We start from the raw sequence: 20,311 nt of genomic DNA on the forward strand, positions 1-20,311 counted from the left end.
AATCAATGTCTACTCTTGAAATCAAGGACCTTCACGTCTCGGTTATCCTCGACGACGAAACCACCAAGCCCATCCTGAAGGGCGTTAACCTGACCATCAACTCGGGCGAGATTCACGCAATCATGGGCCCGAACGGTTCCGGTAAGTCCACCCTGGCTTCCACCATTGCTGGCCACCCCAAGTACCAGGTTGATTCCGGTCAGATCCTGCTCGACGGTGAGGACATCACCGAGATGAGCGTGGACGAGCGTGCCCGCGCAGGCCTGTTCCTGGCTATGCAGTACCCGGTTGAGATCCCCGGTGTGACCATGTCCAACTTCCTGCGTTCCGCTAAGACCGCTGTGGACGGTCAGGCTCCCTCCCTGCGTACCTGGACCAAGGACGTTAAGGAAGCCATGAAGAACCTGGAGATTGACCCCGCGTTCATCGCACGTAACGTGAATGAGGGCTTCTCCGGTGGTGAGAAGAAGCGCCACGAGATTCTTCAGCTTGAGCTGCTCAAGCCCAAGTTCGGCATCCTGGACGAGACCGACTCCGGTCTGGACGTTGACGCACTGAAGATCGTGTCTGAGGGCGTGAACCGTGCGCACGACGAGAACGACATGGGCGTTATGCTGATTACCCACTACACCCGCATTCTGCGCTACATCAAGCCGCAGTTCGTGCACGTGTTCGTGGACGGCAAGATGGTTGACCAGGGCGGCCCCGAGCTGGCTGACCGCCTGGAAGAAGAGGGCTACGTTTCTTACGTGGGTAAGAAGTAAGCTTCTTCTCCTTATCGGATTCTGATAGAAAGATAGAACTATGACTGAGACTGTGCAGGTTCGTGTTCCTCAGGAAGAAATTGAGGAAGCCCTCAAGGAGGTCATTGACCCGGAGCTCGGCGTCAATATTGTTGACCTTGGTCTGCTCTACGGTCTGCGCTGGGATGAGGATGGAACCCTCATTCTGGACCTGACTCTGACCACCGCGGCGTGCCCGCTGCAGGAGGTTATTGAGGAGCAGGTTCAGAGCAACCTGGAGAACCTGGTTGATTCTTGGCGTGTGAACTGGGTTTGGATGCCGCCGTGGGGCCCGGAGCGTATTACTGAGGACGGCCGCGATATGATGCGCGCGCTGGGCTTCAACATCTAAGCTCCTGACCGCAAATAAAGTACCCGCCCGGTGCGGAAGGTGTATGCCTTCGGCACCGGGCGGGTATTTTTGTGCGATATCAGATATGTGAGCAGTGGATGCTTGTTCTGAGCAACGCCAATTTTTGCCACTTTGACAATGGGGGGGGGGTCAAGTATATTTCCTTGTGAATCATACACTCACATCATATTTAGGCTCCTTATGCAATGGTTGCTTGAGGATGCCGAAAGGAAATCATGGCACAAAAGATTATTGCCGCGGACGGTTCTGTCTACGTTAAGAAGAAGCCTTTCTACCTCCGTTGGTGGTTTATCACTCTCGTTATTCTTGTTCTTCTTGGCGGTTGCGCTTCGATGATGGGCGGCGGCTCCAGCAAGTCTACGAGTGCGAGCGCTTCTTCATCTTCTGCAGCTGCTGATTCTTCTTCTGCTACTACTGAGGCTTCTCAGAAAACTGGTACTGAATCCTCTCCCGTAGCTGGGGCGGAATCCAACGCAAAGCAGAATGATAACAGCGTTCCCACTGAATATAAGTCTGCTTTGAAGAAGGCGGAGTCTTATTCTCGCACCATGCACATGTCCAAGCAGCGTATCTACGACCAGCTCACCAGTGAATTCGAAAAGTTCACTCCTGAAGCTGCTCAGTATGCTGTGGACAATATGAAGGCTGACTGGAACGCAAATGCCCTGGAGAGCGCAAAGAGCTACCAGAAGACGATGAACATGTCTCCTGAAGCAATCCGTTCTCAGCTGACTTCTTCCGTTGAAGGTTTCACCGAGGAAGAAGCTGATTACGCAGTCTCTCACCTGAGCTAATTCAATAGATGATTCATAGAAGCCGCCCGGCATGGAACACAATCCATACCGGGCGGCTTCTATTTTCGGTTAGCGCTGAACCTAGTCGTTCAGGTGTAGCAGCTTCAGCGAGTGCTCATACTTGATCATGAGGCAGGTACGAGTCGGTTCCTCCAGAAGCGCCAAACGCTGCGGGTCAGTATTATCCGCAATATCGGCAAGCTTCACCAGACGAGCCAAATCATTCACACGCACCCGGCTCAGATACGACTCACGCGACTCACCCGGGCGGCGGGTCAAGGCCTCAATCGCATCCACAATACGCGCCGAGAAGTGACGCGCCAAGAAAGCGAGAGAAACGCCGGTATCCTCCACCGTGTCATGCAGCAACGCCACAATCTGCGCTTCAGCCTTCAGCTCCTCCAAAGAGATATCAGGGTGAGTCGCGGCAGCCAACTCACACGCAAGCTTACGTACCCCAAGAGCCACACGGCGAGGGTGGGAGATATAGGGCCAGCCGTTACGGTCAGTCTGCCCCTCATGCGCCTTATCAGCGATGCTGTCTGCCAGGCGAACCATCTCTTTGTAGTAGTTATTCGACATGAGAACCTCCGTTGGTTTGAACTCCTGCGAGTTGATGGTCCCAGCGACGTTTTCCGCACCAACGCGGCACGGGTGGTAGCTGGTACCAACACTCTACGCCAGCTGTGGGGTGGCTGTGGCGGAACTCGCCCGAAACACCCTTAATACGTCAAATATGACGCGCAGAAGAAGAAAATAGGGTGCTTTATGGCTGTAAATCATGAACTTGGTGCCTGTTCTACCCGAGTTCTGCAGCGGATACCGACCTGCAGGAGGCGCCCCGCACCTCCGCGAAAGTGTCTGCCGAACCCTTTGACACCGCCCGGTGTAACTCGCCCAAAATCTCATATGGTGGCAAAAAAATTTCTAACTTTTTCTGGCGAAAACGGGTGCGCAAACCGCCCAACACAAAGGCAGTTTAAGCGTGTTTAGCACACACCGATACACACTCATCAAACGAAAAAATTACACGCCCTCCGCGCCCTGCTAAAACCTTCAAAAACCCGTATTTTTGTGCGAAAATACGCGATAAACTGGGGGCAACCAAACATCGGAGAACACCATGGCAGAGCTCTACGAGCGCTTCGTCGCTTTGTATCCCTACCCACACGAGCGAATCCGCCACGGCGCCCCACGAGCCGAACTTAACCGGCGATACCTCGAACACCTCTACGAGGGCAAGAACCGGGGAACAACCCCCATCGTGGTTGCCCTCGACCCGACCCTGCTCGGGACCATTGAGAATAACGTCTCCCTGCGCACCTCAACGCCCGTGCAGAACATCACCGCCGAAACCATCGAGCGGTACGCACACGACCTCATCACCGACCAGCAGCGTTACCTGGAACAAGTCGGTGTAGAAGTTGCCGCGCATGAGGCGTTCCGGCACCTGAACGAGAGCGCCTACCTGCAGACCTACCGCCGCCTCATGGAAAACGGTGAACTTGGCGAAGACGATATTGGTACGCCCCTGAAAGCGGAGTACCCCTTCGAACTGACCGCCGGCATCATCAATGAGAAGGTCAAAACCACCGACATCGACAGCGCCGCGGAACTGCTGATTATGGACCTGCCGCTGCGGGATGTATCCGGGGTGTTCGCCTACCTGCCCTTCGGCGGCTGGGATTCCAGCCCCAGCCCCGAGGCGATGCTGTCCATTGCCCGCTACTGGTTTGAACGCGATGACGCCTACCCGGCTGTTATCGCCTCAGACTTTATCGAGTTCTACACGCCGGTACCGGTCACGACCCGCCGCGACGCCGAGATTCTGGCGGTCGAGCACACGATGGTTTCCTCGGCGATGCCGGTGCGCGTCTACCGCGGCTTCGACAAGCTCGTGGAGGCGCTCTACGGTCAGCACGACTGGTACCTGTGGTGGGAGCAGCTCCCGGCGGCGCTCCTCATTGAAATGCCCTAAACCAGCCTAGCTGGGCGATTAAAGCGAAGGGGCGGGATGAACCTACAAGGTTCACCCCGCCCCTCTCGCGTGTCTGCGCTATTTCAGTTCGTCCACGTGCCGCGCCCGCAAAGCACGAGCGGTCGCCGTCGCGTAATCAACCGCCTGCACCACCCACGGAATCAGCAGCCGCCAATACATGCGCTTGGGCAGGTTACGCGCCACCGCCGCCCTGCGCAACGCACCCCAACGGTCCATGAGCGCCGGAATCGACCGGACCATCAACGCAATCAGCAGACCCAGACGCTCTGGGGAAAGACCAACGAAACGCAACGGCGAACACAGCCTCACAAAGCCGTCAATCAGAACCGGCAGGGGAGTGCTCACCAGCAGAGCGCGGGACGCATAAAAAGCCGTCAGCATAGTCGCGATAGCATCCGCGCCGGAGGCGTACTGACCCGTCAACACGTAATAGCCAACCATAATCAGTAGCAGCAGAGACAGCGCGCGAACCACCAACCACAGCTGGGAGGCAGGCACACCAGCCCACAACGCGCAGAACGTGGACGCCACCAAAGCCACCAGCGCCACCTGCCAGCCGGTCACCGCCAACAGCAGAAACAGCCCAAAGAAGAGCGTGCCCTTGAGCCATAGCGGCACCCGATGCACCGGCGTGTTCAACGGCTGGTAGAAACCCACCAGCAGAGTACCGGGGTTGAAATCCGAGCCCTGTGAGGCGGGGCGAGGATTCACGCGCGGCGTGTTAGCGCCCATGCGCGCCTCCTGCCGAATCCAGACCTTCGGTCGCACCCTCGTTGGGGAACCCCTCGGCACACCACGTGCGGTACTGCTGCACCAGCTGCGCAGCATCCCCCTGAGCGAGCAGGCGCCCGTCATGAATAATCACGGCTTCATCGCAGCCCGCCGCCAAATCCAGGTCGTGCGTGCTGAGCACCAGCATCTGATCCAGCGACTCCAAGTGCTTGAGTAGCCGCGCGCGATTGCGCAAATCCAGCAGGGTGGTCGGCTCATCGAGCAGAAGAATCTGCGGGCGCGCCGCCAGTACGCTGGTGAGAGCGACCAGCTGCTTTTCGCCTCCTGAGAGGGTGAAAACGCTCTGGTTTTCAAGGTGTTCGAGGCCGCGCTCGCGGAGCAGTTCACGAATCCGTTCGAGGCGCTGCTCACCGCTGAGGGCACTACCTTCAACGGCGGCGGCACGGCGCAGGCTCAGGTCAATATCTTCGGCGACGGTGGGCATAATCAGCTGCGCCTCCGGCTGGGCAAAGAGCATGCCCACACCCTCAAAAGCGCCCTGCGAATTACCGCGAGCGCCATGGGAATTACCGCGAGTGCTCTGCGAGCCACGGCTCGGTGCCTCCAGGGTGTCGACGCCGTTCACGCGCACAATACCTTCATCCGGGTGGGTGAGCCCATTGAAAAGCCCCAGTAGGGTGGACTTGCCGCTACCGTTCAGACCCAGCACCGCGGTGCGCTTCGCCGTGAACTGCAGGCTCACATCCTTGAGGATACGGCGATGCCCACCTTCGGGCAGCTCAGTGAAAACACTCACCGATTCAAGCTCAAGGGCGGGCATGCTGGTAGAGGCGCTCACCGCCTGCTCGCCTTGCACCTGTTGCGGTGCAGGCTGGCGCGTGGAGCGGCGAAAAAACATAGTTATCCTCTCGTGTGGCACATCGTGTGCCTTTAACGCTGGGCAGAAGCCAGGGACGGGAAGGCGCGGCGTACCGACAAACCAACCAGAACCGCGATCGTGGACTTCACCAGATCCCAGGGAACGAATACCATTGCCGCGCTGAATGCGGCGTTAAAAGTCATGTGGGCGTTCACCATCATACCGGCGATACCGCAGGCGGTCAGAACCACAAAACCGCAGAAGTTCGCGACCAGAGCCATAAGGAAGGTCGCACCAACCGAACGGGTGTTGCGGGTGAACAGGTAGGCGAGGGTACCGGCAATAGCGGCGAAGGGCAGGAAGCCGAGCAGGTAGCCGGCACTCGGGGAGGCGAGCGTACCCAAACCGGCGCCGCCCTTAGCGAAGATGGGCAGGCCAGCGAAACCAACCAGCAGGTACAGCGCCACGGAGGCGGTGGCACGCTTGCCGCCGAGCACCTGAGCGGTGATGTAAATGCCGAGGGTCTGGAAGGTGAAGGGAACCGCAACGCCGCCCAAGCTGACGGCGGGCATGATGGCGAGCGCGGCGATGAAGCCCGCGAACACTGCGATGAGGGAAAGGTCGGTGGCGAGGGAGGTCTTTGCCGCTACGTTACGGCGCGGTGCCTGAGTTGCCTGGGGTGCCTGGGCTGATTCGCGTGCGGAATCGGTCATTGGGGTGGTACTCCTTTGATACGTATTGCTCTGCAGATTTTTCTACAGAGTTGAGGGTGGCGGTGGTTGACTGCTTGTCACAACCCAATTTTTGAACAATGTTCTACGAATAGTGTTCGGTATGTATCGTACACCGCATACCATGAAAACAAAAGGTGCCCCACATGCGCACTCGGCACACCTGCACTAAAATTGATGAGGTGCTCTGCGCGCTCGCCGCTTCTAACCCGGCGAATCCCGCCTACCGAGCACTATCAACCCACACACCAGACCGCCATCCGGAAAGGCACCCATGATTGCTGTACAGAACCTCGAATTGCGTGCAGGCGCGCGCCTGCTCATGGAAGAGGTCACCTTCCGCATCGATAAGGGCGACAAGATTGGTCTGGTGGGCCGTAACGGTGCCGGCAAGACCACTATGACTAAGGTGCTTGCCGGTCTGACCCTGCCCGCTGACGGTACGGTGACCCGCAGCGGCACTATCGGCTACCTTCCGCAGGACCCGAAGGTGGATGACATGAGCCAGCTGGCTCGTGACCGTATCCTTTCGGCGCGTGGCCTGGACGGCGTGGCGCGCAAGATGCGTCAGGCGCAGGAGGATATGGCGAGTGAGGATCCGGCGGTTCGCGCTAAGGGTATGCGCCGCTACGACCGTCTTGAGGCTGAGTTTATTGCCGGTGGCGGCTACGCGGCTGAGTCGGAGGCGGCGGTCATCACCTCCAACCTGGACCTGCCGGAGCGTGTGCTTGCCCAGCCGCTGTCTACTCTGTCGGGTGGTCAGCGTCGCCGCGTGGAGCTGGCGCGTATTCTCTTCTCCAATGCGGACACCATGCTGCTGGATGAGCCGACCAACCACCTGGACGCCGACTCGATTCTGTGGCTGCGTGACTTCTTGAAGAACTTCTCAGGCGGCCTGATGGTCATTAGCCACGATGTTGACCTGATGGAGCTGGTCGTCAACCGCGTCTTCTACCTGGACGCGAACCGCTGTGTGATTGACCAGTACAACATGGGCTGGAAGAACTACCTGACTCAGCGTGAGCAGGATGAGCACCGCCGCAAGCGTGAGCGTGCGAATGCGCAGAAGAAGGCGAATGCTCTGATGGAGCAGGCGAATAAGATGCGCGCGAAGGCGACGAAGGCTGTTGCTGCTCAGCAGATGATTAAGCGTGCTGAGAAGCTTCTGCGCGGCCTGGAGGATGAGCGTCAGAGCGATAAGGTTGCGGCGATTCGCTTCCCGGATCCGGCGCCGTGCGGTAAGACTCCGCTCTCTGCCCAGGGCCTGTCGAAGTCCTATGGCTCTCTGGAGATTTTCACGGACGTTGATTTGGCGATTGACCGCGGTTCGCGCGTGGTGGTGCTGGGTCTGAACGGTGCCGGTAAGACCACTCTGCTGCGCATGCTGGCTGGTTCCACCAAGCCTGATACGGGCGAGGTCGTGTACGGTCACGGCGCGAAGCTGGGCTATTTTGCGCAGGAACACGAAATTCTTGATGGTGACCGCACTGTCTTTGAGAACATGAAGTCTGCTGCGCCGGATCTGGATGACACCCGCGTGCGCACGATTCTGGGTTCGTTCCTGTTCTCCGGTGATGATGTGGATAAGCCTGCCGGTGTGCTTTCCGGCGGTGAGAAGACCCGTCTGTCCTTGGCGACCCTGGTTGCGTCGAGTGCGAATGTGCTGCTGCTCGATGAGCCGACCAACAACCTGGACCCCGCCTCGCGTGAGGAGATTCTGAACGCGTTGAAGGCGTACCAGGGCGCTATCGTGATGGTTTCTCACGATGAGGGTGCCGTGGAGGCGCTGGATCCTGAGCGTGTGCTGCTTCTGCCGGATGCGGTGGAGGACCTATGGTCGAAGGATTACCAGGATCTGATTTCGCTGGCGTAAGCAATATTCGCTGAACATCAAAGCATGGGGGAGGCTCCGGTGCCGTGTGGTGCCGGGGCCTCTTTGCGTGTATTGCGCGTTGTTTTATTGTCTGGGGCGTATTGTCCAGGGCGTATTTTTTGTGTTCTGAAAATGTGTTGCGGAGATGTTGTCGGTATTTTTCTCGTGAATAGTGCGGAAAAATGTGACCTGACCCGTGGGGTTGTATTGTTTTCTGATCATATGTGGTGTAATTGCGTTCCCGTGCATGTGATTTGTGGGTTCTGACACACGAAACTTGCGGCGTATTTGACGGGAAAAAATGTTGCCTTGTGGGTTTTTCTGCGGGAAAGAAAAGCTCTCAGGCTATATTTCAGGGGGTCTGTGTGGGCTTTTTGAATTTTTCATGTGTCTCTACATACATTGTGGGAAAAATGGTAGAAACACAACATGCGTGGGGCGTAGACTTGTAACTGTTCCCGCCATTGCGAGGACGCAAATGCGAAACATTAGGGCTCACTACCGATGGTGAGCTAACGCGGGGGAGAAGAGATTCCCGCCCGCTCACGAAGGAGAACTGCCAATGCACAACACTGAGTTCGAGAAGTACCCCACCTCCGGTGAAGAGAACGTTGAGGTTGACGTCTTCTGGCCCATCCAGGACGCTTAGTCTCTCACCCCGATAGGTCGGGATAAGGATTAGAAAGGCGCCCCGCCGCTTCCGTAGGGAAGTGACGGGGCGCCTTGCTGTCCTCAGTGAGAATTTAGTTATGGGGCACGTTATGCGGCGTGAATACCCAGTCCGAACATTTGCAGGGGGTATTCGGTAAAGCCCATCATGGCTGCCGCGTACCAGGCGATGTACCCGGTCAGTGCTAGAACGAGTGCCTTCTCGCGTACGCTGCCGGCATCGCCCAGAATAGGCAGTGCCATGTAGCCGCTCTTTTTCCATAGGGGGGACGCCACCAGGGGTTTGATAACAATGGGGTAGAGGGGCAGCAGTCCGCGAGTTGTCAGTAGGTCGCCAATGAGGTGAATGGTCGCGCCGACCGAAATAGCCCAGGGGAGTAGTGCCAGCGAATCAGTCGTGTAGGCGGCGTACCCGAGGGCGACGGCACCGATCCATCCACCCGGTGCGCCGAGCACGCGCAATGCCAGGCCGCCCGAGAATGCGGCAAGAAGCAGTGAAGCCCAGGGGATTCCGTTGTAGCTCAGGTTGGCACTGAAATAGGCAATTGCCCAGAAAGCTACCAGGCCCAAAATGGAGTGCGTTCCCTTGCGGTGTCCGCCGCTGACCGCCCCGACAATGCGTGCTACCCAGCGTGAAATGGGCGGGATGGAGTTGGCGATACTGCCGTTGTGGTGGTCAATATCCGGCAGCATGCCCGCACCGGCGCACGCCAGGGTGGTCACGATGAGGGTGGGGGTATCGGGAACCTGCACTACTCCCGTCTCGACGAGCACTAGCCAGCCAGCTGCGGCGCTGACGGTGTGCGAATAGCCCATCATGGGGAGGTGCCTCCTTGAATGTAATTGCCCTGCGAGTGTGGTTGCCCGGGTGCCGGGGTGTTCATTCGAACTAATTAGAACAAATATAGCATATATCGAAATTACTTTCGATAAGCGGGGTTATCCCTCAAGCGGAGCCACCTCAACCGGCATCACCTCTCAAGTGGCACTACCCTTCAAACGGAAGAGTCTGCTTCCAGAACTCACGCTCGCGCAGGTAATTCTCCAGCCAGCCCACGTGCTCGGAGCACGCCAACCAAATCTTGCGGCGCTCGGGGGTGTGCACCTTCGGGTTGTTCCAGAGCAGCTGAAATTCTGCCGCCTGCTGGCAGCCCTTGCGGGAGCACTTGGCGTACTCGGGCTGTGCATCCTGAGAAAGTGAACCGAGCAGATCCATGTTTTCTTGTCCTTACTATTGCGCCTCGACGTGCGGTGTTATTCCGTGCCCGCGCGACCGGGCAGAAAAGGGGTGCGGGCTGTTCCGCTTCAGCTAGTGTACGCGCCCGATGAGGCATGTAAAAGAAGGGGAGCAGGTGTTCAGTGTTCAAGAGTGGAGTGTAGCCTGCGGCACCTTTGCGCTAAAACGCGGTAAAATAGGGTTTGTCTGTCCATCCGTCCACACCCCAACCGAGTAGCCGCTGCATCGGCTCTGATCGTGAGGGGTCGACTCATCAAGGAAGCTCATGAGCGAGAACACTCCCAAGACCGTGCTGGTCACCGGCGGCAACCGAGGCATCGGCTACGAAATTGCCAAGGAATTCCAGGCAGCAGGACACAATGTCTGCATCACCTACCGTAGCGGTGAAGCCCCCGAAGAATTTTTCGCCGTCAAGGCAGATGTACGTGATGCCGACAGCATTAACGAAGCGTTCAAGGAAATTGAAGCAGAATTCGGCCCCGTGGAGGTGCTGGTCGCCAACGCAGGTATCACCCGCGACATGCTGCTGATGCGCATGAAGGAATCCGACTTCACCGACGTGGTCGACACCAACCTCACCGGTTCTTTCCGCGTGGTTCAGCGCGCCATCAAGGGCATGCTGAAGCTCAAGCGCGGCCGCATCATCTTGGTTTCCTCTGTGGTGGGTCTGTACGGTTCCCCCGGCCAGGTCAACTACTCCGCATCTAAGGCTGCACTGGTCGGTATGGCACGCTCCATCACCCGTGAGCTGGGCGGCCGTAACATCACCGCTAACGTGGTGGCACCGGGCTTCATCAACACCGCAATGACCGAGGTTCTGCCCGAAGAGACCAAGAAGAACTACCTGGCGTCCATCCCGGCTGGTCGTTTCGCGGAAGCGGAAGAGGTCGCTCGCGTGATTCGCTGGCTCGCATCCGATGAGGCTAGCTACATTTCTGGCGCGGTCATCCCCGTTGATGGCGGCCTGGGCATGGGTCACTAACCCCACCCCGTACGGACTGCACGAAGCACCCGAACGTGGGTGCACCCTTTCTAAACTTTAAGGACATAAAACTATGGCACAGCTGACCGGCAAGACCATCATCATTACCGGCTCCTCCCGCGGCGTTGGCGCAGACACCGCACAGATTCTCGCCGCTGAGGGCGCGAACATTGTGGTGAACTACCGCTCCAAGGCACCGCGCGCGAACAAGATCGTCAAGGCTATTGAAGAGGCTGGCGGCAAGGCAATCGCAGTGCAGGCTGACGTGACCAACAATGAGGACCTGCAGAACCTCGTCAACACCGCCGTGGAGACCTTCGGTTCCCTGGACTACCTGATCCTGAACGCGTCGGGCGGCATGGAAACCGGCATGGGCGAAGACTACGCAATGCGTCTGAACCGTGACGCACAGCTGAACCTGGCACGCCTGGCTGCAGAGAAGATGCCCGAAGGCGCACGCATCGTGTTCGTGACCAGCCACCAGGCGCACTTCATCCGCGAGGTTGAGACCATGGACGAGTACAAGCCCGTCGCAGAGTCCAAGCGCGCAGGCGAAGACGCACTGATCGCCGAGATCCCCGCACTTTCCGAGAAGGGTATCTCCCTGGTCGTCGTGTCCGCTGACATGATTGAAGGCACCGTCACCGCAACCCTGCTGAACCGCCTGCACCCCGGCGCTATTGAGCAGCGCCGCGAGACCGCCGGCAAGCTCTACACCGTCAACGAGTTCGCGCAGGAAATCGCGAAGATGGTCACCGCAGACGTTGAGACCGGCCACGTTGAGCTGGTCGGCGGCGCACGCGGCTTCATCGACTAATAACTTCAGCCGCTATAGGTGCCGTTGCGGATGCGCCCGCCCCTCTGACAAGGTACATTTGATGAGGCGCGCCGCCCCTGACGCGGCGGCACCTATAGCCCCTAAGACTTAGCGCGAGGAACCCAATGTGGGGTGCCCGCGCACTATGTGCGCCAACCGCTCCGATAACCCGGCACGGGTTGCGGGGTGGGGGGCGCATCCCATCCATCTAACTCACTGGAAGAAGAACCATGAGCACCGTACTCAACCTTCAGAATGTCTCCGTGATTCGCGGCGGCCGCAAGATTCTCAACGACGTTTCCTGGACTGTGAACGAAGGTGAACGCTGGGTTGTTCTGGGCCCCAACGGCGCCGGTAAGTCCACTCTGCTGTCGGTTGCGGCAGCCCGCCTGCACCCGACCAGCGGCGAGGTTGAAATCCTTGACGAGACCCTCGGCGCTGTTGACGTGTTCGACCTGCGCCCGCGCATTGGTCTGTCCTCCGGTGCTTCAGCAACCCAGATTCCCGCCAACGAGAAGGTTTCCGACGTTGTTGTGACCGCAGCGTACGCTGTGTCCGGCCGCTGGAAGGAAGAATACGACGTCATGGACGACGAGCGTGCCACCGAGCTGCTGGCTGAATGGGGTGTCGATACCCTCGCTGACCGCACCTTCGGCTCCCTCTCCGACGGCGAGCGTAAGCGTGCACTGATTGCCCGCGCCCTCATGACCGACCCCGAACTGCTGCTGCTGGACGAGCCCGGCGCAGGCATGGACATTTCCGGTCGTGAGGACCTGGTCGAGCGTCTGACCGCGCTTGCCGCTGACCCCTACGCACCGGCTACCGTGCTCATCACCCACCACCTCGAGGAAATCCCGGCGGGCTTCACCCACGCCCTGCTGGTCCGTGACGGTGGCGTGGTCGCCGCCGGCCCGATCCTGTCCACCATCACCGAGGCGAACCTCGCAGCAACCTACGACATGGATCTGGCTCTGACCGTCACCTCCGCGGGTCGTTACTCCGCGTTTAAGCGCGCATGAGTCGTGCCCCGAAGCAGCTGAGCGCCGAACAGATCGCTGAGCGTGCCGAGCGTGTCTACGCCATCGAGTCGGTCACAGCTCTGGCGCAGGCACCCGAGCAGGCTTTGCGCTACTACACGCAGCTGACCGATGTGAAGCTCCGTAGCGCCATGGAACCGCAGTGGGGCATCTACATAGCGGAATCTTCGAAGGTGATTCGTCGTGCGCTCGCTGCCGGTCATCAGCCCGTTTCTTTCCTGATGAGTGAGAAGTGGGCTGATGATTTGGCGGATGTTTTGCGCGCCCATCCTGACACTCCCGCGTATGTGGGCAGTGAGGAGCAACTGGAGCAGGTGACCGGTTTTCATCTGCATCGTGGTGCGTTGGCGGCGATGGCTCGTCCGGAGCCGCAGCCTCTGGAACGGTTGCTGCAGGGTGCCTCTCGCGTGGCGATCCTGGAAGATATTGTGGACCACACGAATGTGGGCGCTATTTTCCGTTCGGCTGCCGCGTTGGACGTGGATGCTGTGCTGGTGACTCCGCGATGCGCCGACCCGCTGTATCGCCGTTCGATTCGCGTGTCGATGGGCACTGTTTTTCAGGTGCCGTGGGCTCGATTGGAGTCGTGGCCTGCCGACCTGCAGACCCTGCACGAGCTGGGCTTTAAGAGCGCGGCGTTGGCGCTGGAAGAGGACTCGCTGACCCTGGAGGAGCTGTCTGCTCGTCGGGATGAGAAGCTGGCGCTGATTCTGGGTACGGAAGGGCACGGTCTGTCGCCGCGCACCCTGGCTGCGTGTGACGATACGGTGATGATTCCGATGTCGCACGGCGTGGATTCTTTGAACGTTGCGGCGGCAAGCGCCGTGGCGTTCTGGGAGACTCGCCCGCGTTCATAACCTGAGTTCCTAGCTTGATTCTTAACCCCCGTGAGCGCCTTCTTCGGGTGCTCTTGCGGCAGCTAGGTTGGTGCCTGTGAGGGAACGTACTGGGATTTAATCCGTGAAGGTGGTACCCTTAATGGGTTGTGCGCGCCCTATGCGTGCACAATGGTGATGCGCTCTGAGATTTTCTCGATAGCTGCACATCGAAAAACCTACTCCATCTATATAAGGGCTACTGGCAAAATCCAGTAGCAGAAGAAGGTAATCAATGAAGGCAGAAATCCACCCGGACTACAACCTGGTTCTGTTCCGCGACCTCGCATCCGGCAAGGTCTTCCTGACCCGTTCCACCATGACCTCGGACAAGACCGAGAAGTGGGAAGACGGCAACGAGTACCCGATCGTCGAGGTTGAAATCTCGTCCGAGTCGCACCCGTTCTACACCGGTAAGCAGCGCATCATGGACTCCGCAGGTCGCGTCGAGCGCTTCAACGCACGCTTCGGCAACTTCGGTAAGAAGTAAATCTTCTTTCCCAGTTTTGCTTTTTAGCGAAATCAATGCCCCGTTCTCCTTGGTTTTCAGGGAGGCGGGGCATTGTGCGTTCTGCGAACCATCGCAGAATAGCTCGCGCGAACGTGAGGAAAGTTGTAATGTAAAACCTTTCGTTCACTGGTGCGTAGACCCGCTGACGGCGTTACAATGGGAAAGTATTTTGCGAGCTGTGCATTTTCTGTGCCCTCCAGCACCGCCCTATATCGGCGGGTTATTTTCCGGCTCTCTGCACTCTAGAGACTTCGCTGGATGCGCCGCGCACCTCGCGTATCACCACCTCAAACAAAGGACAACTTAATGGGCGACGCTCACTCTGAACCGTCGCAGAAGAAGAAATGGGTCAAGCGTATTCTGCTGATTCTGCTGATTCTTCTGCTGGTTATTACCCTCGGTATTGGTTTCTTCATCTGGCGTGCTGGCCACACCTGGGATAGCAAGACCGAGAAGTTCGACTCCATCACTAAGGTGGATGAAGACCTCAGTAAAATTAAGGAGCAGCTTGGCGAGGCTAAGAAGCTCAATGTGACGGAGCTGAAGGCTCCGACCGTGACTAACTCGGATACTGGCAAGAACGGCACTAACGCTAACGGCTCCGATGCTGCCGCGGCTCTTGCAGCGAACGCCAGCGAGCACGATAAGGACGGCGACGGTATCCTGGATAACGGCTATAATTACGGCGTTATCAAGGGCCCCGGCAAGAATATCCTGCTGCTCGGTAGCGATACTCGTACCGGCGCTGATGCAGCTCTGGTGAGCGGTTCCCGTGCAGACACCATTATGCTCATGCACATCCCGGCTGACGGCAAGGGCGTGTACATCATCTCGATTATGCGAGATACCTGGGTTGATATTCCCGGATATGGTACGGCTAAGGTGAACGCAGCACTGAACTATGGCGGTGTTTCCCTGCAGGTTGCTACCATCGAGAACTTGGTGGGCGTCAAGATCGACCACGTGGCTGAGATTGAGTTTGAAGGCTTCAAGTCTCTCGTGAACGCTATTGGCGGCGTGGACGTTCAGGTTCCCTTCGCATTCACCAGTAATGTCTGGACTTTTACTCCGGGTCTGATGCACCTCAACGGTAGTGGCGCTCTGAGCTTTGTTCGTGAACGTTACTCTTTCGCTGATGGCGACTACCAGCGTGTCCGTAACCAGCGTGCGTTCCTGCGCGGTCTGTACAACACGATGAAGGCGAAGGGCGCGTTGAGCAACGTGGCATCTTTCCAGTCTTCTATCGAGTCTCTGACTGACTATATGCGCGTGGACCAGGGTCTAAACGCAGCGCAGATTGCTCAGATTGCGGCTCCGGTGCTGACTAGTGGTGACACCACGATGCGTATGACCACCCTGCCGAACGCGGGTCCGGGCTGGTCTTACGATGGTCAGTCAATCATTTTTGTAGACCAGGCTGCAAATGCGCAGCTGGCACATGCTCTGCAGAATGACACGATGGATCAGTTCATGGCGACTTACGGTCAGGACTAAGGTCTGACTCCTTGCGGGGGTGAAAGCTGATGAGGCTTTTACCCCCGCTGGTTTTAATCGGCTCTCCACGCGTAGCTCACGGCGCTCAGGATAGAGGGAGGGGCGCAGGATAAAGAGGCTCAGACTGGAGGGCACACGAGGCGCACGAAAGGGGCGGCTACCTCACCGCGGTGGTGGGGTAGCCGCCCCTTTTGTATCGTTGCGTTGTATCTTTACGCCCTGTAGCAGAGGAATTTATGCCTTCGAGTCTGCTTCTTCAGCCTCGTCAGTCTCTTCGTATTCTTCCTCGTACTCGTCGTATTCCTCGTAGTCGTCGTAGTGGGGCTGGCGACCAAAGTAGAACGCTACAGCCGCGACAGCGCCACCCAGGATAGCGATGAGGATGCCGAGCATCGGGGTCCACAGTATCGAGATCAGGCCGGCGACCAGAACGGCGAGGCCTGCACCCTTGATCAGGTTCAGCAGGCGGTCACGCTCGTTCGGCTCGTAGTACTCCTCTTCTTCCAGGCTGTATTCGATGGCAGGCTTCTCTGCGGCGGGTTCACTGCGGGTCGGCTCGGGGGCGGAGGAACCACCGGTCAGGGAGCTCATGAAACCGCGACGCTTCTTCGGCGCCTGCTGTGCGGAGGACTCCAGGTAGTGGCGTTCGCCTTCGGTGGGCACGAATGCCGGGGGCACCTCGTAGTCTTCACCAACGGGCAGTAGAGCCGGAACGTTGTTGGGCAGGGTCTCGTACCATTCCTGCGGAATATCGGCAGGGCGTGCAGCCTGAACGGTCAGGGACAGCTCGAGGGTGTTACCGCGAATAGTGCCCCATGCGCTGGTGAGGCGGTCGTTCTCGAACGCGTAGCGAATCACGGGTGCGAGCTGCTCAGACATCTGGGTGCTCAGGCGGCCCACGAGCTTACGGTCGTGGCGCACCTCCACGCTGTCAACAACGCGGCCGTCGGAGGTCTTCAGCTGGTTCGCTTCCAGAGTCAGGATCACGCGGCCTTCACCGCTGGGCGGCAGGATGCTGTGCAGGTATTCGGAGTGTTCCTTCTCGTCGAGCACCTTCATGGACGGGCCCTGGGGCAGCAGGGTTGCGCGGGTCGGTGCGTCGTTGAGGGGGAAGAGAGAACCGGGTGCGGACAGGGAGAGCACACCGGTGCTCTTCACGTGCATGCTGCCGCCTTCAGCGCGTACGGCAACAGCGGAGAGCTGCAGATGCGCGATAGGTTCGTAGCCGGAGGCGACCACGCGGGTAATGGAATCCCAGTACGCGGCGGAGTCCTCCACGCTCATGCGGCCTACCTTGAATTCGTCAATGTAGACGGCGATGCTATTGGGCTCGTAGGGGTTATCCGGTTCGGGAACCAGGCGCGCTTCACCGTACCAGATCCGTTCACGGTCGATGTGCAGTTCCTCGAAAATTTGGAGGGTTTCTGCTTCGTAGTAATCATCGGTGACGATGTCAACGCTACCGCGGTCACCGAGTGCGTAATCGACCACTGAAAACTCCTTCTGATATGTCTAAGCGAGCGGATACCTAGTCTATTCTCTCATGCTTTCAGAGCGGACAGCTCACAAAAACGGGTGACATTTATCTGTCTTTTAGCACCGGGTGCATATAGTTTTGCGTTTGGGGGAATCAGCCCCGGTAACGATGGCTCACGTCGCCGCACTAAAGGGCCGCGAACCCTCCGCGTGGAGCCTCCCGAAACAAAAATTTCGGCTGAGAAAGCCGCGAAAAAGACCACCGCTCGACACCACCCGGTTCACAACCGGGTAAGTGCCAAGCGGCGGTCTACATCAATCAGTTTGAGAACCTGGCGGGGGAGATCGGAACCTAGTCTAGGCACCGGTCCACACCCCGCCTCAGCTACTCAAACCATGCAGCTTAGTTCTGCAGGGAAGCGTTGAACTTCTGAGCCACAATCGAACGGTGGCCGTGGTCCTGAGCCTCCAGAACCAGACGACGCAGAGCCGAAGGAGCCTCGGGGTTCGCCTCCAGCCAACGCTGAGCCAGCGCCACGGAGGGGTTGCCCTCAACACCCAGACCCTCGGTGGAGCCGGTGTTGTACGGAGCCTTCGGGTACAGGCCACGTACAATGCGGGTCGCCATACCAATCGAACGAGACGCCCAGAGAGGCAACAGAGCCTCAAAGTAGGAGTCGTAGTAGGACTCACGCAGCTCAACCGGGCCACGAGCAAAACCGTTAATGGTCGAGGCCAGAGCGTCGTTCGACAGCGACTCGTCTTCCATGATGGTCTTGTACGCGGCAGCCTTACGCTCAGCAGAGGGCAGGGCAGCAATCGCGTACGCGTAACCATTCGAAGAGATCGAGGAGGGGCTGTACTTCGCCGCACGGTCCAGATCCTCAACGGTCACCAGGTCGCGGCTTGCGAGCGCACCCAGTGCACTCCAACCCAGGTTCTGGTCGTAAGGAATGCCGGTTGCGTCAGCAATATCGCCGGTGGTGTCTTCGAAAGCACCGCGGGCAATATCGCGGCAGAGCTCTTCACCCTTGGTCGCGTTGGTGGAGACCGAAATCAGGGCGCGCAGCAGAATCAGCTGTTCGTCGGAGCCGGGCTTAGCCTGCGCCAGTGCGGCTGCGAATGCGTCGTAGAGGCGCTCGCGGCCGGTGGGTGCGGAGAAGGTTGCGATAGCGACCTGTGCGTTGTTGACCATGGTGCCCAGCAGGGATGCGCTCGGTTCCTTGGAGACGTTGCGTACGACTGCGTCGACGTAGGTGGTGACGGGCAGGCGTGCATCGCGTACGTTCTCCCAGAGGGATCCCCAGATGAGACCGCGGGAGAGTGCGGATTCGAGGGTGGAGACACCTTCGATAGCTGCCAGCAGGCCGTCTTCGTCGGTCAGGGCAACCTTGGCGTAGGTGTGGTCCTCTGCGTTAAGCATGAGCAGGTCAGCTTCACCAACGAGCTTCTTCTGCTCCTCGGTGAGATCCACGCGGTGCTCGGAGACGGGCTCTGCCGGGTACTCGAGGGAGAGCAGGCCGGTGGAGGTGAGCTTGCCGTCGGTCAGCGCGAAGGTTTCCAGCTTTGCCACGTGGGGGCGGCCCAGACCTGCGGGCTGCTGTGCGGGCAGTTCCTGGGTGAGGATCAGGTCGGTGAGCTGGCCGTCTTCACCGTAGACGCGCTTGGTGCCCAGTGCGGACACGCCGGAGGTCTGCAGCCATGCGTTAGCCCATGCCTGCATGTCGCGGCCGGACACCTCGTTGAGTACCTGCAGGAAGTCGTTCAGAGAGGTGTTGCCCCACTCGAAGCGCTTGAAGTACACGCGTGCTGCCTCGATGAAGGTGTCGAAGCCGACGTAGGCGACCAGCTGCTTGAGCACGGATGCGCCCTTTGCGTAGGTGATGCCGTCGAAGTTCTGCGATGCTGCTTCCAGGTGGGGGATGTCAGCGACGATGGGGTGGGTGGTGGGCAGCTGGTCCTGCATGTATGCCCATGCCTTGCGGTTGTTCGCGAAGGTGACCCATGCGTCGTTGAAGTTGTTGGCTTCCTTAGCGCCGAGGGTGCCCATGAAGTCTGCGAAGGATTCCTTGAGCCACAGGTCGTCCCACCACTTCATGGTGACGAGGTCGCCGAACCACATGTGTGCCATTTCGTGGCAGATGGTGTTGGTGCGGCCTTCGAGGTCGTCCTCGGTTGCGCCGGAGACAAAGATGTAGTCTTCGGTGAAGGTGACCAGGCCGGGGTTCTCCATTGCGCCGATGTTGTATTCGGGTACGAATGCCTGCTCGTACTTGGGGTACGGGTAGGGGTAGTCGAAGAGGTCCTGGAAGAAGTCCAGGCCGTTTTCGGTGACCTTGAAGATGTGGTCGTAGTCGAAGTGCGGCTTGAGGGACTGGCGGCAGTATACGACCAGGGGGATGTCACCGCTGTTGACCTTGCTCTTGGGCTTGTAGGTGGTGGTTGCAGTGAAGTATTCGCCGGCAACGATTGCGGTGATGTAGGTGGAGATCTTTGCGGTGGGGGAGAAGACTCGCTTGGTGATGGAGTCGTCGGTGGGGTCTACGACCTGGGATTCGAGTACGCCGTTGGAGCTGACGACCCAGTCCTTGGGTGCGGTGATGCGGAAGTTGAAGACTGCCTTCAGGTCGGGCTGCTCGAAGTTCGGGAAGACTCGGCGGCAGTCGGAGGGCTCGTACTGGGTGTACAGGTAGACGCGACCGTCGGAGGGGTCGAAGTAGCGGTGCATACCTTCGCCGGAGCGGGAGTAGTAGGAGCGACCGTGGATGGTGAGCACGTTTTCTGCCTGCAGGTTGGGCAGGGTGATGCGTGCGCCGTTGACGACATCAGCCAGGGTCAGTTCGGTGCCGTTGAGCTTAACGGAGTCGACGCTGTGGTGGATGTAGTCGATGAAGGTTTCTGCACCGGGGGTGTTGCAGGAGAATCGGACGGTGGTGACGGTGGGGTAGGACTCGAATTCGGGGTCCTTGGCGTTAGTCAGGTCGACATGCACGTCGTAGGTGTCGACACTGATGAGAGCCGAACGTTCTGCGGCTTCTTCGCGGGAGAGGTTCTCATTATTCATGCTCTT

General features: G+C 58.7%; 19 protein-coding genes. 11 read left to right on the top strand and 8 right to left on the bottom strand.

Features of this window, described 5'->3' with window-relative positions; genetic code table 11:
- The first annotated feature begins 5 nt into the window (after positions 1-5).
- The 3 genes from sufC (at position 6) to HMPREF2765_RS03450 (ending at position 1,949) form a co-directional block, all read left to right on the top strand.
- Positions 6-764, top strand: coding sequence for a Fe-S cluster assembly ATPase SufC (gene sufC / locus HMPREF2765_RS03440; RefSeq protein WP_049337645.1), 759 nt, complete (start codon positions 6-8; stop codon positions 762-764).
- A gap of 40 nt (positions 765-804) precedes the next feature.
- Positions 805-1,134 carry a metal-sulfur cluster assembly factor gene (locus HMPREF2765_RS03445; RefSeq protein WP_012903572.1) on the top strand — a complete coding sequence of 110 codons (330 nt, stop codon included), beginning with the start codon at positions 805-807 and terminating at the stop codon, positions 1,132-1,134.
- Between the two features lie 236 nt (positions 1,135-1,370).
- Positions 1,371-1,949: an Ltp family lipoprotein gene (locus HMPREF2765_RS03450; RefSeq protein WP_070604272.1), complete on the top strand. Its 579-nt coding sequence runs from the start codon at positions 1,371-1,373 to the stop codon at positions 1,947-1,949.
- An 81-nt stretch (positions 1,950-2,030) separates the two neighbouring features.
- On the opposite strand, the gene HMPREF2765_RS03455 is transcribed toward HMPREF2765_RS03450, so the two are convergent.
- Positions 2,031-2,531 (bottom strand): HD domain-containing protein, encoded by a 501-nt coding sequence (locus HMPREF2765_RS03455; protein WP_005506097.1) that lies wholly within the window; start codon positions 2,529-2,531, stop codon positions 2,031-2,033.
- A gap of 541 nt (positions 2,532-3,072) precedes the next feature.
- On the opposite strand from HMPREF2765_RS03455, the gene HMPREF2765_RS03460 reads away from it, so the two are divergent.
- Entirely contained in the window at positions 3,073-3,927 is an 855-nt protein-coding gene (locus tag HMPREF2765_RS03460) for a DUF4253 domain-containing protein (RefSeq protein ID WP_070593264.1), read from the top strand.
- Between the two features lie 78 nt (positions 3,928-4,005).
- Here HMPREF2765_RS03460 and HMPREF2765_RS03465 read toward each other — a convergent pair whose 3' ends face one another.
- Genes HMPREF2765_RS03465 through HMPREF2765_RS03475 form a run of 3 tightly spaced genes read right to left on the bottom strand, consistent with a single transcriptional unit; the run spans position 4,006 to position 6,252 of the window.
- On the bottom strand, positions 4,006-4,680 hold the full coding sequence (locus HMPREF2765_RS03465; protein ID WP_070506321.1) for an energy-coupling factor transporter transmembrane component T family protein: 675 nt from the start codon (positions 4,678-4,680) through the stop codon (positions 4,006-4,008).
- A complete protein-coding gene (locus tag HMPREF2765_RS03470) occupies positions 4,670-5,578 on the bottom strand; it encodes an energy-coupling factor ABC transporter ATP-binding protein (protein ID WP_070506319.1) in 909 nt (302 codons plus the stop codon). Before HMPREF2765_RS03470 ends, HMPREF2765_RS03465 begins: the two co-directional genes overlap by 11 nt.
- Positions 5,579-5,610: 32 nt before the next feature.
- Complete coding sequence (locus HMPREF2765_RS03475; protein WP_070604273.1) at positions 5,611-6,252, bottom strand: biotin transporter BioY; 642 nt, start codon at positions 6,250-6,252, stop codon at positions 5,611-5,613.
- 292 nt (positions 6,253-6,544) lie between these two features.
- On the opposite strand from HMPREF2765_RS03475, the gene HMPREF2765_RS03480 reads away from it, so the two are divergent.
- Complete coding sequence (locus HMPREF2765_RS03480) at positions 6,545-8,143, top strand: ABC-F family ATP-binding cassette domain-containing protein (RefSeq protein ID WP_070604274.1); 1,599 nt, start codon at positions 6,545-6,547, stop codon at positions 8,141-8,143.
- Between the two features lie 759 nt (positions 8,144-8,902).
- Here the strand turns inward: HMPREF2765_RS03480 and HMPREF2765_RS03485 are convergent.
- Positions 8,903-9,631 (bottom strand): metal-dependent hydrolase, encoded by a 729-nt coding sequence (locus HMPREF2765_RS03485; RefSeq protein ID WP_070593272.1) that lies wholly within the window; start codon positions 9,629-9,631, stop codon positions 8,903-8,905.
- Positions 9,632-9,800: 169 nt separating this feature from the next.
- Positions 9,801-10,028 carry a hypothetical protein gene (locus HMPREF2765_RS03490; RefSeq protein ID WP_005506080.1) on the bottom strand — a complete coding sequence of 76 codons (228 nt, stop codon included), beginning with the start codon at positions 10,026-10,028 and terminating at the stop codon, positions 9,801-9,803.
- Positions 10,029-10,314: 286 nt separating this feature from the next.
- Between HMPREF2765_RS03490 and HMPREF2765_RS03495 the strand changes: the two genes are divergently transcribed.
- From HMPREF2765_RS03495 to HMPREF2765_RS03520, 6 genes are all read left to right on the top strand, one after another.
- Positions 10,315-11,031 carry a beta-ketoacyl-ACP reductase gene (locus HMPREF2765_RS03495; protein ID WP_005509097.1) on the top strand — a complete coding sequence of 239 codons (717 nt, stop codon included), beginning with the start codon at positions 10,315-10,317 and terminating at the stop codon, positions 11,029-11,031.
- Between the two features lie 73 nt (positions 11,032-11,104).
- On the top strand, positions 11,105-11,848 hold the full coding sequence (locus tag HMPREF2765_RS03500) for an SDR family oxidoreductase (RefSeq protein ID WP_005506073.1): 744 nt from the start codon (positions 11,105-11,107) through the stop codon (positions 11,846-11,848).
- A 230-nt stretch (positions 11,849-12,078) separates the two neighbouring features.
- On the top strand, positions 12,079-12,867 hold the full coding sequence (locus HMPREF2765_RS03505) for an ABC transporter ATP-binding protein (protein ID WP_070604275.1): 789 nt from the start codon (positions 12,079-12,081) through the stop codon (positions 12,865-12,867).
- Entirely contained in the window at positions 12,864-13,742 is an 879-nt protein-coding gene (locus HMPREF2765_RS03510) for a TrmH family RNA methyltransferase (protein ID WP_070604276.1), read from the top strand. The genes HMPREF2765_RS03505 and HMPREF2765_RS03510 overlap by 4 nt, the downstream gene beginning before the upstream one ends.
- A 253-nt stretch (positions 13,743-13,995) precedes the next feature.
- Positions 13,996-14,250, top strand: coding sequence for a type B 50S ribosomal protein L31 (locus HMPREF2765_RS03515; protein ID WP_005506069.1), 255 nt, complete (start codon positions 13,996-13,998; stop codon positions 14,248-14,250).
- Between the two features lie 327 nt (positions 14,251-14,577).
- Positions 14,578-15,765, top strand: a complete 1,188-nt coding sequence (locus tag HMPREF2765_RS03520; RefSeq protein ID WP_070604277.1) for an LCP family protein — start codon at positions 14,578-14,580, stop codon at positions 15,763-15,765.
- Between the two features lie 234 nt (positions 15,766-15,999).
- Here the strand turns inward: HMPREF2765_RS03520 and HMPREF2765_RS03525 are convergent, their stop codons facing one another.
- Positions 16,000-17,256 carry an HIRAN domain-containing protein gene (locus HMPREF2765_RS03525; RefSeq protein ID WP_070604278.1) on the bottom strand — a complete coding sequence of 419 codons (1,257 nt, stop codon included), beginning with the start codon at positions 17,254-17,256 and terminating at the stop codon, positions 16,000-16,002.
- Positions 17,257-17,644: 388 nt separating this feature from the next.
- Positions 17,645-20,305 carry an aminopeptidase N gene (gene pepN, locus HMPREF2765_RS03530; RefSeq protein WP_070604279.1) on the bottom strand — a complete coding sequence of 887 codons (2,661 nt, stop codon included), beginning with the start codon at positions 20,303-20,305 and terminating at the stop codon, positions 17,645-17,647.
- Between the last annotated feature and the right edge of the window lie 6 nt (positions 20,306-20,311).

This window comes from Rothia sp. HMSC062H08, from assembly GCF_001810775.1.
Lineage (GTDB): Bacteria > Actinomycetota > Actinomycetes > Actinomycetales > Micrococcaceae > Rothia.